The sequence below is a fragment of the Breznakia pachnodae genome, from assembly GCF_030814225.1.
Taxonomy (GTDB): Bacteria; Bacillota_I; Bacilli_A; order Erysipelotrichales; family Erysipelotrichaceae; genus Breznakia; species Breznakia pachnodae.
Window position 1 is genome coordinate 175844 of record NZ_JAUSUR010000003.1, and the last position, 14358, is coordinate 190201.

At 33.8% G+C, this 14358-nt stretch carries 18 protein-coding genes; 16 read left to right on the top strand and 2 right to left on the bottom strand.

Annotated elements, in window-relative coordinates; genetic code table 11:
* Positions 1 to 67: 67 nt before the first annotated feature.
* From J2S15_RS09285 to J2S15_RS09330, 10 genes are all read left to right on the top strand, one after another.
* Entirely contained in the window at positions 68 to 769 is a 702-nt protein-coding gene (locus J2S15_RS09285) for a hypothetical protein (RefSeq protein ID WP_307407609.1), read from the top strand.
* Between the two features lie 2 nt (positions 770 to 771).
* The gene (locus tag J2S15_RS09290; protein WP_307407611.1) at positions 772 to 1311 is read left to right on the top strand and encodes a DUF6585 family protein; all 540 of its coding nucleotides are present in this window, start codon (positions 772 to 774) and stop codon (positions 1309 to 1311) included.
* Positions 1312 to 1354: 43 nt separating this feature from the next.
* Entirely contained in the window at positions 1355 to 2098 is a 744-nt protein-coding gene (locus J2S15_RS09295; RefSeq protein ID WP_307407613.1) for a MerR family transcriptional regulator, read from the top strand.
* Between the two features lie 47 nt (positions 2099 to 2145).
* Entirely contained in the window at positions 2146 to 2877 is a 732-nt protein-coding gene (locus J2S15_RS09300; protein WP_307407615.1) for an ABC transporter ATP-binding protein, read from the top strand.
* The gene (locus J2S15_RS09305) at positions 2861 to 3595 is read left to right on the top strand and encodes an ABC transporter permease (protein ID WP_307407616.1); all 735 of its coding nucleotides are present in this window, start codon (positions 2861 to 2863) and stop codon (positions 3593 to 3595) included. The genes J2S15_RS09300 and J2S15_RS09305 overlap by 17 nt, the downstream gene beginning before the upstream one ends.
* 107 nt (positions 3596 to 3702) lie before the next feature.
* Entirely contained in the window at positions 3703 to 4593 is an 891-nt protein-coding gene (locus J2S15_RS09310; protein WP_307407618.1) for a DUF2232 domain-containing protein, read from the top strand.
* Between the two features lie 4 nt (positions 4594 to 4597).
* The gene (locus J2S15_RS09315) at positions 4598 to 6577 is read left to right on the top strand and encodes a GGDEF domain-containing protein (protein ID WP_307407619.1); all 1980 of its coding nucleotides are present in this window, start codon (positions 4598 to 4600) and stop codon (positions 6575 to 6577) included.
* Positions 6558 to 7007 carry a 50S ribosomal protein L9 gene (rplI, locus tag J2S15_RS09320; RefSeq protein WP_307407620.1) on the top strand — a complete coding sequence of 150 codons (450 nt, stop codon included), beginning with the start codon at positions 6558 to 6560 and terminating at the stop codon, positions 7005 to 7007. Before J2S15_RS09315 ends, rplI begins: the two co-directional genes overlap by 20 nt.
* Before the next feature lie 9 nt (positions 7008 to 7016).
* Positions 7017 to 8390 carry a replicative DNA helicase gene (gene dnaB, locus J2S15_RS09325; protein ID WP_307407621.1) on the top strand — a complete coding sequence of 458 codons (1374 nt, stop codon included), beginning with the start codon at positions 7017 to 7019 and terminating at the stop codon, positions 8388 to 8390.
* Positions 8390 to 9139, top strand: a complete 750-nt coding sequence (locus J2S15_RS09330) for an MBL fold metallo-hydrolase (protein ID WP_307407623.1) — start codon at positions 8390 to 8392, stop codon at positions 9137 to 9139. Before dnaB ends, J2S15_RS09330 begins: the two co-directional genes overlap by 1 nt.
* Before the next feature lie 139 nt (positions 9140 to 9278).
* Here the strand turns inward: J2S15_RS09330 and J2S15_RS09335 are convergent, their stop codons facing one another.
* Positions 9279 to 10148, bottom strand: a complete 870-nt coding sequence (locus J2S15_RS09335; RefSeq protein ID WP_307407625.1) for a LysR family transcriptional regulator — start codon at positions 10146 to 10148, stop codon at positions 9279 to 9281.
* A gap of 119 nt (positions 10149 to 10267) precedes the next feature.
* Between J2S15_RS09335 and J2S15_RS09340 the strand changes: the two genes are divergently transcribed.
* The 3 genes from J2S15_RS09340 (at position 10268) to J2S15_RS09350 (ending at position 12416) form a co-directional block, all read left to right on the top strand.
* Complete coding sequence (locus tag J2S15_RS09340; RefSeq protein ID WP_307407627.1) at positions 10268 to 10612, top strand: cupin domain-containing protein; 345 nt, start codon at positions 10268 to 10270, stop codon at positions 10610 to 10612.
* Positions 10613 to 10701: 89 nt separating this feature from the next.
* Positions 10702 to 11646, top strand: coding sequence for a nucleotidyltransferase family protein (locus J2S15_RS09345; protein WP_307407628.1), 945 nt, complete (start codon positions 10702 to 10704; stop codon positions 11644 to 11646).
* A gap of 2 nt (positions 11647 to 11648) precedes the next feature.
* Positions 11649 to 12416 (top strand): nucleoside phosphorylase, encoded by a 768-nt coding sequence (locus tag J2S15_RS09350; protein ID WP_307407630.1) that lies wholly within the window; start codon positions 11649 to 11651, stop codon positions 12414 to 12416.
* A 23-nt stretch (positions 12417 to 12439) separates the two neighbouring features.
* Here J2S15_RS09350 and relB read toward each other — a convergent pair whose 3' ends face one another.
* On the bottom strand, positions 12440 to 12664 hold the full coding sequence (gene relB / locus J2S15_RS09355; protein WP_307407632.1) for a type II toxin-antitoxin system RelB family antitoxin: 225 nt from the start codon (positions 12662 to 12664) through the stop codon (positions 12440 to 12442).
* 105 nt (positions 12665 to 12769) lie between these two features.
* Here relB and rlmH point away from each other — a divergent pair, with 105 nt between their 5' ends.
* From rlmH to J2S15_RS09370, 3 genes are read left to right on the top strand one after another with little or no spacing between them, the layout of a single operon-like run.
* Complete coding sequence (gene rlmH / locus J2S15_RS09360; protein ID WP_307407634.1) at positions 12770 to 13246, top strand: 23S rRNA (pseudouridine(1915)-N(3))-methyltransferase RlmH; 477 nt, start codon at positions 12770 to 12772, stop codon at positions 13244 to 13246.
* An 11-nt stretch (positions 13247 to 13257) separates the two neighbouring features.
* Entirely contained in the window at positions 13258 to 13881 is a 624-nt protein-coding gene (locus J2S15_RS09365) for a sce7726 family protein (RefSeq protein WP_307407636.1), read from the top strand.
* A 9-nt stretch (positions 13882 to 13890) separates the two neighbouring features.
* Positions 13891 to 14325, top strand: coding sequence for a 2-thiouracil desulfurase family protein (locus tag J2S15_RS09370; RefSeq protein WP_307407638.1), 435 nt, complete (start codon positions 13891 to 13893; stop codon positions 14323 to 14325).
* The last annotated feature ends 33 nt before the right edge of the window (positions 14326 to 14358 follow it).

Here is a 14358-nt window from a genome sequence, read left to right on the forward strand (position 1 = left end):
TTGGGGAACTTTATGATTCCATTACTTGTCTTACTACTATACAATAAAGATAAATGGAGGGACTATAATGGGTCTATTTGATAAACAGATAAAAAAGCAGATGGAGAGTTTAAGTATTGAGCAGTTAGAAGAAATGAGAGATCAGGGATTGGATGTTGAAGAGTATTTAGCTGCTGCATATCAAAAACAAGAAGAAGAGAATGCACTACTTGAAACAAATCAGATTGATGTATCTAAGTTAGAAAAGTATGCAAGAGTTCCAAGAGATATCGATAGTGAGTTCTTTGTGGAGATAGCTGGGAAAGCACCAATGCTAGGAAAGGATAAGTGGAGAAACGCTTATATGCATGCGCCAATTGTATACACAGGGATTGTACAGGCGGATGGTGTGTTATTTGCACCAGGGGATGAGACTACAGGATATGTTGCTTTAGTGGTGTTGGACAGAACACATGGTAATGATATTGATTGGATTGATCAGAAAGCAAAAGAGGTACATAAGGTTGTGTATGGAGCTAATGTGCCAAAAGATATGCGAAAAATTGCAGAAGGAATTCGTAAGCAAGAAGGATACTTTACTTATAAATTACCTTCTTCAATTAATGAGGGTATGGATATTTGGGTAACGGTGAATACAGTTAGTCAGAAGATATTGCCAAAAACATTTATTCCAAAACAAAGGGTAATTCCTTGCTTGTTGACAGATGATTTAAAAGAAAACAAAATGCCGAGTCTTAGCGTAATACCTGCAAGATTCTACGAGGTGTAATTATGAAAGTATATTCACCATTAAAAGATTTAGATAAGAAAGTACAAGATAGGGAGTATGGGTATCTAATTGATCGAGTTAATTCTCGTAGAACCGTTTTATTATTGTTGGCAGTAGGATTTATAGCACTAGCTATATTTGTATTTATGAATATGAATTTCTTTGATACAGATTCAGATTTTTATGAGATAGGTAGATATGTACCTTTGGTTATTTTTGGATTAACTGGATTATGGTTAATTAATAAAGCAATGACAAGTCTTGAGTTATATGAAAGAGGATTGATTTATAAGCGTCTGTTAATGAAAAAGCGTTATTCGTATGATCAGCTTTATCAGGTCTATGAAGATCGATCAAACCTTAATGCCAGAAATCATTATAAGTATAGTGGAGATGGATTATTTTCGAGAATGAATTCTTATCATGTATCAATTCTTCAATTTCAAGATGGAAAATCAATTAAACTTAGTACACCTTGCTTTTGGAAGGTAAAAAAGAAAATTAAAGATTTAAATCAAAATTTAGTAGAAGTTAATGAGTAACTGATTTAGTTTGGTATAATGGATAAGAAGAAACGGAGCATATATGAAAGATTCTTATTCTACTATAGAAGTTGCAAATATCATTGGTGTTCACTCAAATACTGTTCGTCTATATGAGGAATGGGGTTTTATAACGAAACCAAAACGAAAGAAAAACGGGTATCGTGTGTTTACTGATTTGCATATTCAGCAAATCAGAATCTTACGATATCTTTTTGAAGTTCCAATCGTACAGAATGGAATGCGTAAAAAAGTAGTAGAGATTGTTAGTGTGGTTGCAAGCCAAGATTATGACAAAGCTCTATTGTTAGTTGCCGAGTATTTAAATCAAATAGATGAAGAAAAGCAAAATGCGGAAGAAGCAATTAAAATTGTAGAGCAGATCCTTCATGGAAAAACTACTGATTCTGATTTGTGTTTGAATCGAAAAGAAACTGCAGATGAACTAGGGATATCAATCGACCGTTTGCGTAACTGGGAATTAAATGGTTTAATTCAGGTAAAACGAAAAAAGAATGGGTATCGTGTTTACTATGAAGATGATATAGAACGTTTAAAAATAATAAGAGCTTTACGATATGCTAATTATTCATTAATGGCGATTATGCGGATGCTGAATCAACTACAACAAGACCCAGATACAAGTATTCGTTCTGTGATTAATACACCTCATCCAGATGAGGATATTATCATGGTATGTGATGAGTTAATATCTTCCCTTGATAATGCAAAGGCGAATACCTTAAAGGCTTGTGACATAATAAAAAAATTAAACCCTCCATTTTAACACCAGACTTTGTTTTGGTGTTATTCTTTTGGAACGAAGGAGGTTTTATGGAGACAATTAACGTAAATAATTTATCAAAATCGTATGATCAATTAGAGGTGGTCAAAGGAATTAGTTTCACTTTAAGCAAAGGTGAAGTATTTGGTTTACTTGGTGCTAATGGTGCAGGTAAAAGTACAACAATCGAATGTATGCTCGGTACAAAACATGCTGATAGTGGAACCGTTTCAATTTTAGAAAAAGATCCTATAAAACAACGTAGAAGTTTATTTGAGAAAGTGGGTGTTCAATTTCAGGAAGCAAGTTATCAGGAAAAAATTACAGTAAAAGAGTTGTGTGAAGAAACATCATCGTTTTATAAAAATCCACAAGAGTATATGCCATTACTGGCCCAGTTTGGATTAAAAGAGAAGATAAAGAATCTGGTAAGTGAATTATCGGGAGGACAACGTCAGAGACTGTTCATTGTGTTGGCTCTCATTCCTAATCCTGAAGTATTATTTTTGGATGAACTAACAACAGGATTAGATACAAAAGCCAGACGTGATGTGTGGAAAGGAATCGCAGAGTTAAAGGAAAAGGGAATGAGTATCTTTCTTACATCACATTTCATGGACGAGGTAGAGATTCTGTGTAATCGAATCGGAATTCTGAAAGATGGAAGGTTTATCTTCTATGGAACTGTAGAAGATGCGATTGAAGAAAGTCCATATGATACGTTAGAAGAAACATATCTGTGGTTTATTGATGAGGAGGATGCATATGTGGAAAGCTTATAAGGAAATGTTGAAAGTAGAATTTAGATTATCAATTCGAGATATGAATATGGTTATATTTGCCATTATTATGCCAGTAGTTGTTATGTTTCTAATTGGTAGTATCTTTGGTGGAAGTGATTCGGGATCTCAGTCAATTGCGCAGTCATTTAGTGCGGTATCAACAATCGGTATTTGTGCTGGAGGTGTCATGGGATTACCAATTGTGGTAGCTGATTATCGTCAGAAGAAAGTATTAAAACGACTTCAGGTTACGCCAATCAGCCCAGTACTCATATTAGTGGTACAGGTAACGATTTATGCAATCTATGCGATTGCTTCATTAATCTTAGTTTATGGAATCGCTGCAATTTTCTTTGGCTATCAGATGCAGGGCTCGCTCATCATGTTTTTAGTTAGTTATCTGTTAACGATGGCATCAATGTTTTCAATTGGTATGATGGTAGGTGGATTGGCACCAAATATGAAGATGGCAAGTGTAATTGCTAGTTTGTTATATTTCCCAATGCTTATTTTCTCAGGAGCAACTTTACCTTATGAGGTAATGCCAGAAACCTTACAGAAAGTAGCTGATGTATTACCGCTGACACAAGGAATTAAGATGCTGGAAGCATCATCAATGGGACTTACAATGAACAATCTATTTGCGCCAATTATGGCAATGATTGTGATTATGATTATCTGTATGGTCTTATCAATAAAATTATTTAAATGGGAATAACCCTGAAAGCAGTGGACTTGTGAAAGAGTCTACTGTTTTTTCTTGCTTAATCTCTTTCATAATAGGCGAAAAATTGGTAAAATGGTAAGTAAGTTGTAGGTGATAATATGAAGTCAAAAACAAGACAGATAACAGAAGGCGCAATGATGATTGCATGTATTGCTGTTATTTTGCTAATTAATCGTCAAAGTGCTAACTTTTTTGAGGATATGATTTTTTGGCTTTTAAGTTTACCAATGATTGTATATGTAGTAAGGTATGGAGCGAAGGCAGGAATTATTGTATTTGTATCCTGTATGTTTACTTCTGTGTTGTTTTCAACATTCACAGGAATATTCTATTTGTTTTCTGCTTTAGGAATTGGTCTTATTTATGGGTATGGTTTAAGTAAGGACTTTAAGAATGGTGTATTACTGGCAATTAGCATTATTGGTCACCTTGTTGTGACTTTTCTAACGGCTGTGGTTATGGCAGGTATCTTTGGTTATAATATAGCTGAAGAATTTGTGGAATTAACCAAAGCACTTGGTGATGTTGGAGCAGTGGTTGATACAAAGACATTAGTAATGTCAGTGATTGCACTTAGTTATATTGGTCTGGCATTATTACAGGGAATTGTTGTTCATGCAGCAAGCCATGTACTACTTGAACGATTACGCATAAAGGTAAAACCATTAAAACCAATTCAGGAGATTGAACTGCCACGATGGCTGGGGTATCCAGTTGTAATCGGTTGGGGTTTGTATCTTCTAAGTGGTTTCGGTATGTTTTCTAAAGATTTAGAACCTTATATTTTTGTGATTTATTTTATTGCATTAATCGTTGGTATAGCAAATGGATTACTTGCACTGTTAAGTTATTTAATTAAGAAACGCAAACGTAACCTGGTTATGTTTGCCATTCTTGCATGTTTTATACCAGGAATTAATAATGTTGTGTTAATGATTGGGATTGTAGATTTTTTCTGGGGATTTCCTCCGGAAACAGGAAGTAGGTGATTCTATGAAGTATATGGAAAATATAAAACTACAGGTAGCAATGGTACTGATGTTGGAAGTCGTAGCATTAATACTTTTAGTTGCACTAGGGATGGGTGATATTGCCTTTGCATTGGTTATTATATTAGTTGTAAATGCAACGTTAGTATTATGGATTTTGTATACCGTACAAAATGAAAAAGAGAATCGTTCGATTGATATATCGCGAATCTTAGGTAAGGAAGCAAAGGGTGCTTTGGAATATGGTCAAGTAGGTATCTTAACTTATAATGATCAGTACGAAGTAACTTGGGTAAGTAATTTTTTATTGGAACGAGATATTCAGTTGGTTGGTAAGAAAGTAACTGCTTTTATTAAACAAGTGGAAGAATTGTTTCAGGGAGATCGTGATACAGTAATTGGAACTTATAACAAGCGTGTATATGAAGTATCAAGAAAAGATCAGGCACATGTGTTATTTATAAGAGATATTACAAGTTACAATGAATTGAAAGCGAACTATGAAAAAGAATCGTTAGTGGTTGGTATGATTCATATGGATAACTATTCGGATATTCAGGCGTTTGAAGATGAAACAACACTTACGAATATTAACCTTAACTTACGTCAGCCAATCGTTGATTGGGCGAAGGATCATCAGATTGTGATTCGTCGTCTGCGTAGTGATCGTTTCTTTTTGGTATTGAATGAAGAAATCTTTAAAAAGATATTGGATGAGAAGTTTGATATTTTAACTTATGTCAGAAAGAAAGCAGCAGAGATTGATGTGAATATTACATTATCCATGTCATTTGCCAGAGGACATACAGAATTAAGAGAATTGGATACGATGGTAAATGATTTACTGGAGCTTGCACAAAGCCGTGGTGGAGACCAGGTGGCAGTAAAAGAATCTGGTGATGATGTTAAATATTATGGTGGAAAGAGCGAAGCAACTTCCACAAGAAGTAGAGTTAGAGTAAGAGTTATGGCACAGGCAATCAAAGAGATTGTTATGGAGTCAGGTAATATATTTATTAGTGGTCATAAGGAAATGGACTTTGACTGTATGGGAGCCAACCTGGCAATTTCAAGCATGGTACAATCGTATGGTAAGAAGGCATATATTGTTTCTAAAAGTGGTGGTATAGAATCTCACTTACAGGAAGCAATGAATTATTATGATGCCCATTTAAGTGAACGTCATATCTTTATCAGTGAAGATGAAGCGCTTAAGTTGATGAGGAAAAATGATTTATTAATCGTTGCAGATTATCATAATCCTTCACAATCAAACGCACCAAAACTGATTGATAAGAGTGAACGTGTAATTGTCATTGACCATCACCGTCGTGGTCCGGATTTTGTGAAGAAACCAATTTTGGTGTATCTGGAATCTAGTGCCAGCAGTACGTGTGAATTACTTAGTGAACTGATTGCTTATCAGCCAGGTAAGTCAAATATTAGTGAAGTGGAAGCAACTATTATGTATCTTGGTATTCTGGTAGATACAAACCGCTTTAAGATGCGTACTGGTTTTAGAACTTTTGAAGCATGTGCTCAACTTAAAAAGTGGGGTGTAGACCCAATTGAAGCGGAGTCTTTACTAAAAGAAAGTTATGATGAATTTGAATCAAAGATTAAAGTATTGAAGTATTCAAAGATGGTAAACGATAATTTAATCGTATCATGCGTTGATGACAGTGAAGTGTTAACGCGTTCACTAATGTCAATTGGTGCTGATTCGATGTTATCGGTTAAGAATGTAGAAGCATCATTTGTCGTTGGACGTATTGATGAAACTCATGTAGCAATTTCAGCACGCAGTAAAGGTGTTGTAAATGTACAGGTGATTATGGAAGCAATGCAGGGTGGAGGTCACTTTACTGCTGCAGCGGTTCAGCGTGAAAATATGACAACCGATGAGTTGTGTGAAGAATTGTATGAAGCATTGAAAAAGTATTTGGATGAGGAGGACCTAGTATATGAAAGTAATCTTGCTTAGTGATGTGAAAAAGGTAGGAAAAAAGGGTGAAGTTGTTGATGTGGCTGATGGATATGGAAGAAACTTCTTAATTGCAAAAGGATTTGCAGTAGAAGAATCATCAAAGAGTAAAGCAATTTTAGATCAACAAAAAGAAGATAAGAAACAACATGAAAAAGATCTTGAGAAACAAGCAATTGAATTAAAAGATAAACTTGCTAAACTGGTAGTTGAATTTAAAGTAAAAGCTGGTGAAGGTGGAAAAGTATTTGGTAGTGTTTCAAGTAAACAAATTATTGAAGGACTTAAGAAACAACACAATATTGCATTAGATAAAAGAAAACTTGTTGATGTACATAATGTAGCATCACTTGGAACAACATTAGTAAAAGTAGATTTGTATAAGAATAAAGTAATTGGAGAGATTAACGTACACTTAAGTGAAAAGTAGGAGAATGATATGAGTAGACAACTACCACATAATAATGAAGCAGAGCAAGCCATCCTTGGTGCGTTATTAATCTATCCAAAAGTAGTCAGTACAGTATACGATCGAGATCTTCAAGGTGATGATTTCTATTTAGAAGCACACAAACGAATTTTTATGGTGATGCAAGATTTAATTGATGAAGGTAAACCAGTCGATCCTACAAGTATGATATCAAAACTACAAGATAAAGAAGAGTTATCGCTTGTAGGTGGTGCCGATTATATTTTGGTACTAAGTGACAGTGCAGTAACAAGTGCCAATGTTGGTTATTATATCGAAATTGTAAAGAACAAAGCAGATGCCAGAAGACTAATTGAAACTGCAGAGAAAATTGCTGCAGAAGGATTTGATACATCAAATGAACTTGATGTGTTGTTAGATGAGGCAGAACGTCAGATTCTTCATGTTACAAGAAACAGAAGAGTAAATGATTTCAAGAACAGTACCATGGTTGTTGAAAACGTTATGAGTGAATTAAGTGAACTGCAAAAATCAAAAGATGGGATTACTGGAGTTAAAACTGGTTATCGTCGTCTTGATCAGATTACCAATGGATTTCAACGTGGTGATTTGATTATTTTGGCTGCCCGTCCATCAGTTGGAAAGACCGCATTTGCATTAAATGTTGGACTTCGTACTTCTAAAAGTAATACAACAACAAGTAATGGAGCAGTTGCTATCTTCTCACTGGAGATGCCTGCAGAACAGTTGATGAAGAGAATGCTGAGTGCACAGAGTGAAGTTGAAGGGAATAAACTGAGAAATGGTCAGTTGAATAATGATGAACTTAATAAACTTTACGAAGCTGCAACTCGATTATCAAAATGTAAACTATTCATTGATGATTCGTCATCAATTAAAATGGCAGAAATTATTTCAAAATGTCGTAAGCTAAAATCAGAGCATGGTTTAGACTTAGTGATTATTGATTATCTTCAGCTGATTGAAGGTAGTGGGAAACGTAGTTCAGATAGTAGACAACAAGAAGTATCGGAAATCTCTAGGTCACTAAAGATGATGGCCAGAGAATTGGAAGTTCCAGTAATTGCCCTTTCGCAATTATCTCGTTCAGTTGAACAACGTGCTGGAGATAAACGTCCAATGTTATCCGACTTACGTGAGTCAGGAGCAATTGAACAAGATGCCGATATTGTTATGTTCCTGTATCGTGAGGATTACCACAACACAAACACGGAAGAGCGAGAACGTGAAGATGAAGTACAAGTAGAAGTATCACTTCAAAAACACCGTAATGGTGCAACTGGAACGTTTGAATTAAGCTTTAAGAAATCAGTGAATGCATTCTTTGATTATGCGCCACAAGGTTTCGAGGGCGTATCATAATGATTAAATTTGCACTGCTGGCAAGTGGTTCTAAAGGAAACTGCTGTCTGATTCGTAACTGTGAAACATCAATTGTAATTGATTGTGGAAGTACGAAGAAATATTTAAGTGGTTGTTTTGAACGTTTAAAGTATGATTACCAAAGTACAAATGCATTGTTTGTAACTCATACGCATACCGATCATATCAGTCAGTTGAAGATGTTTAATGGGATTGATACTTACTCAATGAGTGAACTGGAAACGGATCATTTTTATCAAGTAAGACCATATGATCGTATTGAACTGGATACGCTTAATATCACAGTAATTCCAACATCACACGATGCCGATGATTCATGTGGTTATGTAGTAGAAAGTGATAGTGAAAAATTAGTATATATTACTGATACTGGCTATATTAGTGAAGCAATGAAACCGTATTTAAAGAATGCGGATTATTATATTTTTGAAAGTAATCACGATATTGAAATGCTGATGGCAACAAGACGACCAATGTATGTAAAGCAAAGAATCATTGGCGATTTTGGCCACCTTTGCAATGAAGATTGTGCAAACACATTGGTAGATTTAGTTGGAAATAATACTAAAGAAATCGTTCTTGCGCATATTTCAGAAGAAGGAAACAGCAAGGAAAGAGCAAAAGAGGTTCTGATTGAAACTCTAGCTCAACACAATATCAACTACAATGATATACGGATTGTGAGTGCTCCCCAATTTGAAATAATTGTTGGTGGAAGACATCATTAAAAAAATGTAGTTGACAAAATAATAAAATATTTATATTATATAAATGTAAAGCGGAGTGGTATATATCCCTTTCCTATCTTCTTACTTCGTTTTACGATAATTAGTCTATCATCGGATAGACTTTTTTACTTTTTTCTGATTAAGTTCTTTTTGCGATGGTGATAAACTCTTGTAAGATATCAGAAATCCACTTATCTTTATGATGCATTAGCTGAGCATGAATATTATAATCTTTCTTATAGTTTAACTTAACTAAGGTATGGTTTTCCAACTCCTTTTGTACAACAATTTCAGGAAGAATACATACACCAATTCCACTCATTGTAATTTCTTTTATAACATCTGGACTACTGGTTTCTAATATTACTTTCGGTGAAATAGATACATCATTTAAATATTTTTCGAATTGTTTGCGATAACAACATTCTTTTTCTGTTAAGATTAAAGGTATGTCTATGAAGTCATTGATTGATAGTTTATGCTTTTTACTCAAAGGAAAAGAAGGTGCACAAACCATACTAATTTCTTCACTGTAAGAAGATGCATTTACTAAAATATCATTATCAATAGGTGTGTCTAAAACAAAAGCTATATCAATTGTATTGTTTATAAGTAAAGGTAGATAATTGGTATCCTTTAAAACAGTCAGGAATATTTCCACATTTGGATGTTGATTTTGGAATTGTTTGATTATTTCAGGCAGTCGATAAATACAAAGAGATTCAGATGCCCCAATTGTAATTCGATTCACCTTTTCTTTTTTGAATCGTTTTTTCAAATTATCTGATAGTTGCAGTAACTGTCTCGCTGAAATGACAAGTTCTTCCCCAGCAGATGTTAAAGTTACACTTTTACCAAGTCGCTCAAACAAGCGAACATTTAGTTCATCTTCCAATTTTTGAATTTGTGTGGTTACGTTTGATTGTGCATAATGTAATTGCTCAGCTGTTTTTGTGAAACTTTTAGTTTCGCTTAATACCAAAAAAGTAGTTAGATGTTTTAAGTTCATAATTCTTCTCCATAATTTTCTATCTTGAAATAAGATTGTTTCTATCATATTTATCAATTTCACAGATGGATATCTATATGCTAGCATAAATCTATACAACAACACAAATGGAGGTAATGATGAAAGCAATTAATTTAATGGATGAAGTATCATCACTGGAAGAACTATATGTATATAAAAAAATTGGTATATTAAATGATAATGTACTAAGTGTAGTTCAAGTAGAAAATCGAACTTTGGATTTTCATGTACATGAAGATTCAGATGAATTGTTTTATGTGATTGAGGGAAGTTTCTATTTAGAAACCGAAAAGAAGAAAATAAAAGTGAATGCTGGAGAATATATAATTGTTCCAAAAGGAATTAGACATCGACCAGTAGTTACACAATTGACTAAGTTTCTGATGATTGAATTAGCAGGCACCCTTAATAAAGAGAATAGTGGTGATAAGTATGAGGATTGATACAATATAAATAATTGAAGAACACTAAAAAGTGTTCTTTTCAATTTAATGTCTATGGTATAATGTTGGAAATATATTAGGAGGTCATTATGAATCAAACATTTTGCGAATTAAGCAAACATCCACAAATGATGGAACTATTAGAAACTGTAGAATCATTACATTTAAATCAAGCATGTATTTGTGCCGGTACGATTCGAAATAATATCTGGAATCTTTTGTCTGATAAAGAAGTTGCATTTGATGCAGATGTTGATGTAGTGTTTTATGACCCAAATATTTCCTGGGAAAAAACGATGGAGATAGAGACAAACTTAAAGAATGATCATCCTAAATATAAATGGGAGTTACGTAATCAGGTATATATGCATGAAATGAATTCCGGTACTGAACCATTTGTTTCAGTTGAAGATGCTTTATCAAAGTTTCCTGAAACATGTACAGCGATTGGGATGTATAAGGAAGGGAATGAAGTTAAGATTGTAGATCCATTGGGTATACATGACTTAATGAATTTTATTGTTACTCCTACTCCTCATTTTTTGAATAACAAAGAACGAATGAACGTATTCAAACAACGCTTACAGGACAAGAACTGGGAGAAACGTTGGGATGAGATTGCTGTAGTTATGGATGAGGATTTTGAAGTCGCAGAAAAGTGTGCTGGAGATTTATTAACGCAACATGCCATCAACAATAATAAACCAACTGACAAAAGTGAGTGTGCTTATTCAATTAAGAGAAACGGAGAAATTATTGGTGCAATTACAGCTAAACAGTTTGTAGACGAATTACATGTCTCTTTACTAGCTGTAGATAATAATTATCGTGGAAGTGGGTATGGTCAGGTTCTACTTAGGAAGTGTGAAGAATATGCAGCATCAGTAGGATGTAAGATAATTACCTTAACTACACTTTCATTTCACGCACCAGAGTTTTATAAGAAAAATGGATATACTGTATTCACAACTTTAGAGGATGTTCCTATAAAAGGAGTTACCAGATATTATTTATATAAGAAAGTAGAGGGATAATAATGATTACATTAATTGATGATTATGACAACAATAAAAAAGCAATTATTAATCCAGAAGATATTTTCAAAAAAGAAAATAAGTTTCCAAAGTATATGGTTGGATGCTTCACAAAATCAATTCTTGATTACTTTGGTGAAAAAGAAGAAGTAGAAGTGATTGGACATAACGCTTCTGCAAATGGAGCATCACCAATTTATAAAACAATTTATAATGGTGAAAAAATTGGAATGTGTATGTTTTATGTTGGTGCGTCACCAAGTGCTGCATTAATAGAAGAATTAATTGCACGAGGAGTTGAAAAGTTTGTTGTGTTTGGTTCTTGTGGTGTACTTGATCGTTCTTTAGATGATGGTACTGTAATTATTCCTAAAGAAGCAATTCGTGATGAAGGTACAAGTTTCCATTACTTAGCTCCATCGCTATCAGTGGAAATGGATACTCAGTCGATTGATATATTAGGGAAAACAATGAATGAAATGAATATTCCTCATATTATAGGCAATACATGGACAACGGATGCTTTTTATCGTGAAACAAAATCACGTATGGAAAAACGTATTAAACAAGGTTGTGTATGTGTGGAAATGGAATGTTCTGCATTACTTGCAGTCACAAAGTTTCGTGAAGTGAAGTATGCACAGTTTTTGTTTGCTGCTGATAATTTAGATGAAGAAATATGGCAACAACGTGGATTGCATATTGATCAGGGGTTAACTGCTTGTGATGTCTATATGCAGATAGCTATGAAAAGTGTACTGGAACTATAAATAATGTTTCAGTACACTTTCTTTTATATATCTAATTCCTTCATTAAATCAGTATGTTCCTTGGTGTTAGCTTTTCTTAAATGTTCTAAATAACGTTTATCAGCAAGTTGTATATCATAATCATCTTCAATAATTTCAAAAATAATTTTTTTGATGAAATCACTAACATTCATATTATGCGAATTTGCAGATTTTTGAATCAAATCTTGCTCATATTTGGTAACTTTAATAGAAATGTTTTTATCCACAATTATCACTCCTCTATGATTTTATTCTAACATGATTTTTAAGGTAATTTATTAGATTATTAAATTCTTTTCCCTTAAATCTTTTGTCTTTGTTATAATGAAACCATGATAAAAATTATAGGTATTGGAAAACTAAAAGAAAAACATTTAAAAGCACTATGTGATGATTACCAAAAAAGGATTCAGCCATATCATAAGATTGAGGTAATTGAAGTGAATGATGAATCTATTTCTAATAATGCTTCACCAAAGGAAGAAGAACAAATCAAAGAGAAAGAAGCTTTAGAAGTATTGAAACGAATCAAAGACAATGATTATGTTATTTTATTAGATTTACATGGTAAGACAATGACTAGTGAAGAACTAGCGCAAAAAATCAGTTCAATACAAACTTACCATACAAGTAATATTACGTTTGTGATTGGTGGTAGTTTAGGACTAGGTGAGTCGCTTCTTAAACGAAGTGATTTTCGTTTGAAATTATCAGATCTTACATTCTTGCATCAGATGACTCGTTTGATTCTGCTTGAGCAGATTTATCGCAGTTTTAAGATTTTAGGTAATGAAACCTACCATAAGTAGTGGTGAATAAGATGGAAGAACTATATATTGATGATAAGATTCGTCTTTATGATGAAGATATTCGCGAACCGTTATTTGATCATTTAGAACAAGTATATGGAAAGATTCGTTTCTTTGAAGAAAAGATTATTGGAAAATCAAGAGCTGACGTAATTGCAATTTGTTGTGATCGTATTGTTGGGGTGGAAATCAAAAGTGATGTTGATACCTATGAGCGATTAAAATCACAAGTTCGTAATTACAATAAATTCTGTGATTTTAATTATATTGCAGTTGGAAGATCGCATGAGCGCCATGTAGAAAAACATGTTCCTAAAGAATGGGGTATTCTTGTGGTGTATGTTGAAGATGAAGAAATCTGCATTATGGAACAGCGACCAGCAACATTGAATCCTAAGATGAAGCAGGATATTCAAATATCAATGATGTGGCGACCTGAACTTCAGCGGATTCTTACGAAGAATAAACTGCCACAGTATAAACAAAAAAGTAAGAAGTTTGTCCAGCAGAAGTTAATTGAAAAGATGGAGTGGACAGAACTGAAGTTACAGATGTGTGAAGAATTATTTGAACGAGATTATACGTTATGGGATGAGGAACTTGAACTATATAAGCAAACATCCAAACGAAAATGAGGTATGAGTGTGAAAAAGAAAGTGTTGGTAAGTTCTTGCTTACTTGGTGAAAAATGTCGCTACAACGGCAGTGGTGAAGAAGATGCATATGTTTTAGAATATATAAAGGATATGGAAGTGTATCCAGTCTGTCCTGAGGTGATGGGTGGAATGAGTACACCAAGATCACCTTGTGAGATTTATAAGGGTAGAGTAGTGAGTAAAGTTGGTGAAGATACTACGGATTATTTTGAAAGTGGAGCTAACATGGTCGTGGATTTAGCGAAGCAGGAAGGAATCGATTTGGCAGTTTTTAAGAGTTGCAGTCCAAGTTGTGGATGTGGTCAAATTTATGATGGAACATTTAATGGGATACTTATTCATGGGGATGGTATCTGTGTAAAAAAATTAAAAGAGAATGGTATTCAAGTAATAAATAATGAGGAATTGAAAAAAGAGGTGTAGAAAGCACTGAAATGTCGCAAAATAGCCATATAG

Coding starts and splice junctions, on each gene's coding strand:
- J2S15_RS09285 (WP_307407609.1), top strand. CDS start 68: ATGGGTCTATTTGATAAACAGATAAAAAAGCAGATGGAGAGTTTAAGT.
- J2S15_RS09290 (WP_307407611.1), top strand. CDS start 772: ATGAAAGTATATTCACCATTAAAAGATTTAGATAAGAAAGTACAAGAT.
- J2S15_RS09295 (WP_307407613.1), top strand. CDS start 1,355: ATGAAAGATTCTTATTCTACTATAGAAGTTGCAAATATCATTGGTGTT.
- J2S15_RS09300 (WP_307407615.1), top strand. CDS start 2,146: ATGGAGACAATTAACGTAAATAATTTATCAAAATCGTATGATCAATTA.
- J2S15_RS09305 (WP_307407616.1), top strand. CDS start 2,861: ATGTGGAAAGCTTATAAGGAAATGTTGAAAGTAGAATTTAGATTATCA.
- J2S15_RS09310 (WP_307407618.1), top strand. CDS start 3,703: ATGAAGTCAAAAACAAGACAGATAACAGAAGGCGCAATGATGATTGCA.
- J2S15_RS09315 (WP_307407619.1), top strand. CDS start 4,598: ATGAAGTATATGGAAAATATAAAACTACAGGTAGCAATGGTACTGATG.
- rplI (WP_307407620.1), top strand. CDS start 6,558: ATGAAAGTAATCTTGCTTAGTGATGTGAAAAAGGTAGGAAAAAAGGGT.
- dnaB (WP_307407621.1), top strand. CDS start 7,017: ATGAGTAGACAACTACCACATAATAATGAAGCAGAGCAAGCCATCCTT.
- J2S15_RS09330 (WP_307407623.1), top strand. CDS start 8,390: ATGATTAAATTTGCACTGCTGGCAAGTGGTTCTAAAGGAAACTGCTGT.
- J2S15_RS09335 (WP_307407625.1), bottom strand. CDS start 10,148: ATGAACTTAAAACATCTAACTACTTTTTTGGTATTAAGCGAAACTAAA.
- J2S15_RS09340 (WP_307407627.1), top strand. CDS start 10,268: ATGAAAGCAATTAATTTAATGGATGAAGTATCATCACTGGAAGAACTA.
- J2S15_RS09345 (WP_307407628.1), top strand. CDS start 10,702: ATGAATCAAACATTTTGCGAATTAAGCAAACATCCACAAATGATGGAA.
- J2S15_RS09350 (WP_307407630.1), top strand. CDS start 11,649: ATGATTACATTAATTGATGATTATGACAACAATAAAAAAGCAATTATT.
- rlmH (WP_307407634.1), top strand. CDS start 12,770: ATGATAAAAATTATAGGTATTGGAAAACTAAAAGAAAAACATTTAAAA.
- J2S15_RS09365 (WP_307407636.1), top strand. CDS start 13,258: ATGGAAGAACTATATATTGATGATAAGATTCGTCTTTATGATGAAGAT.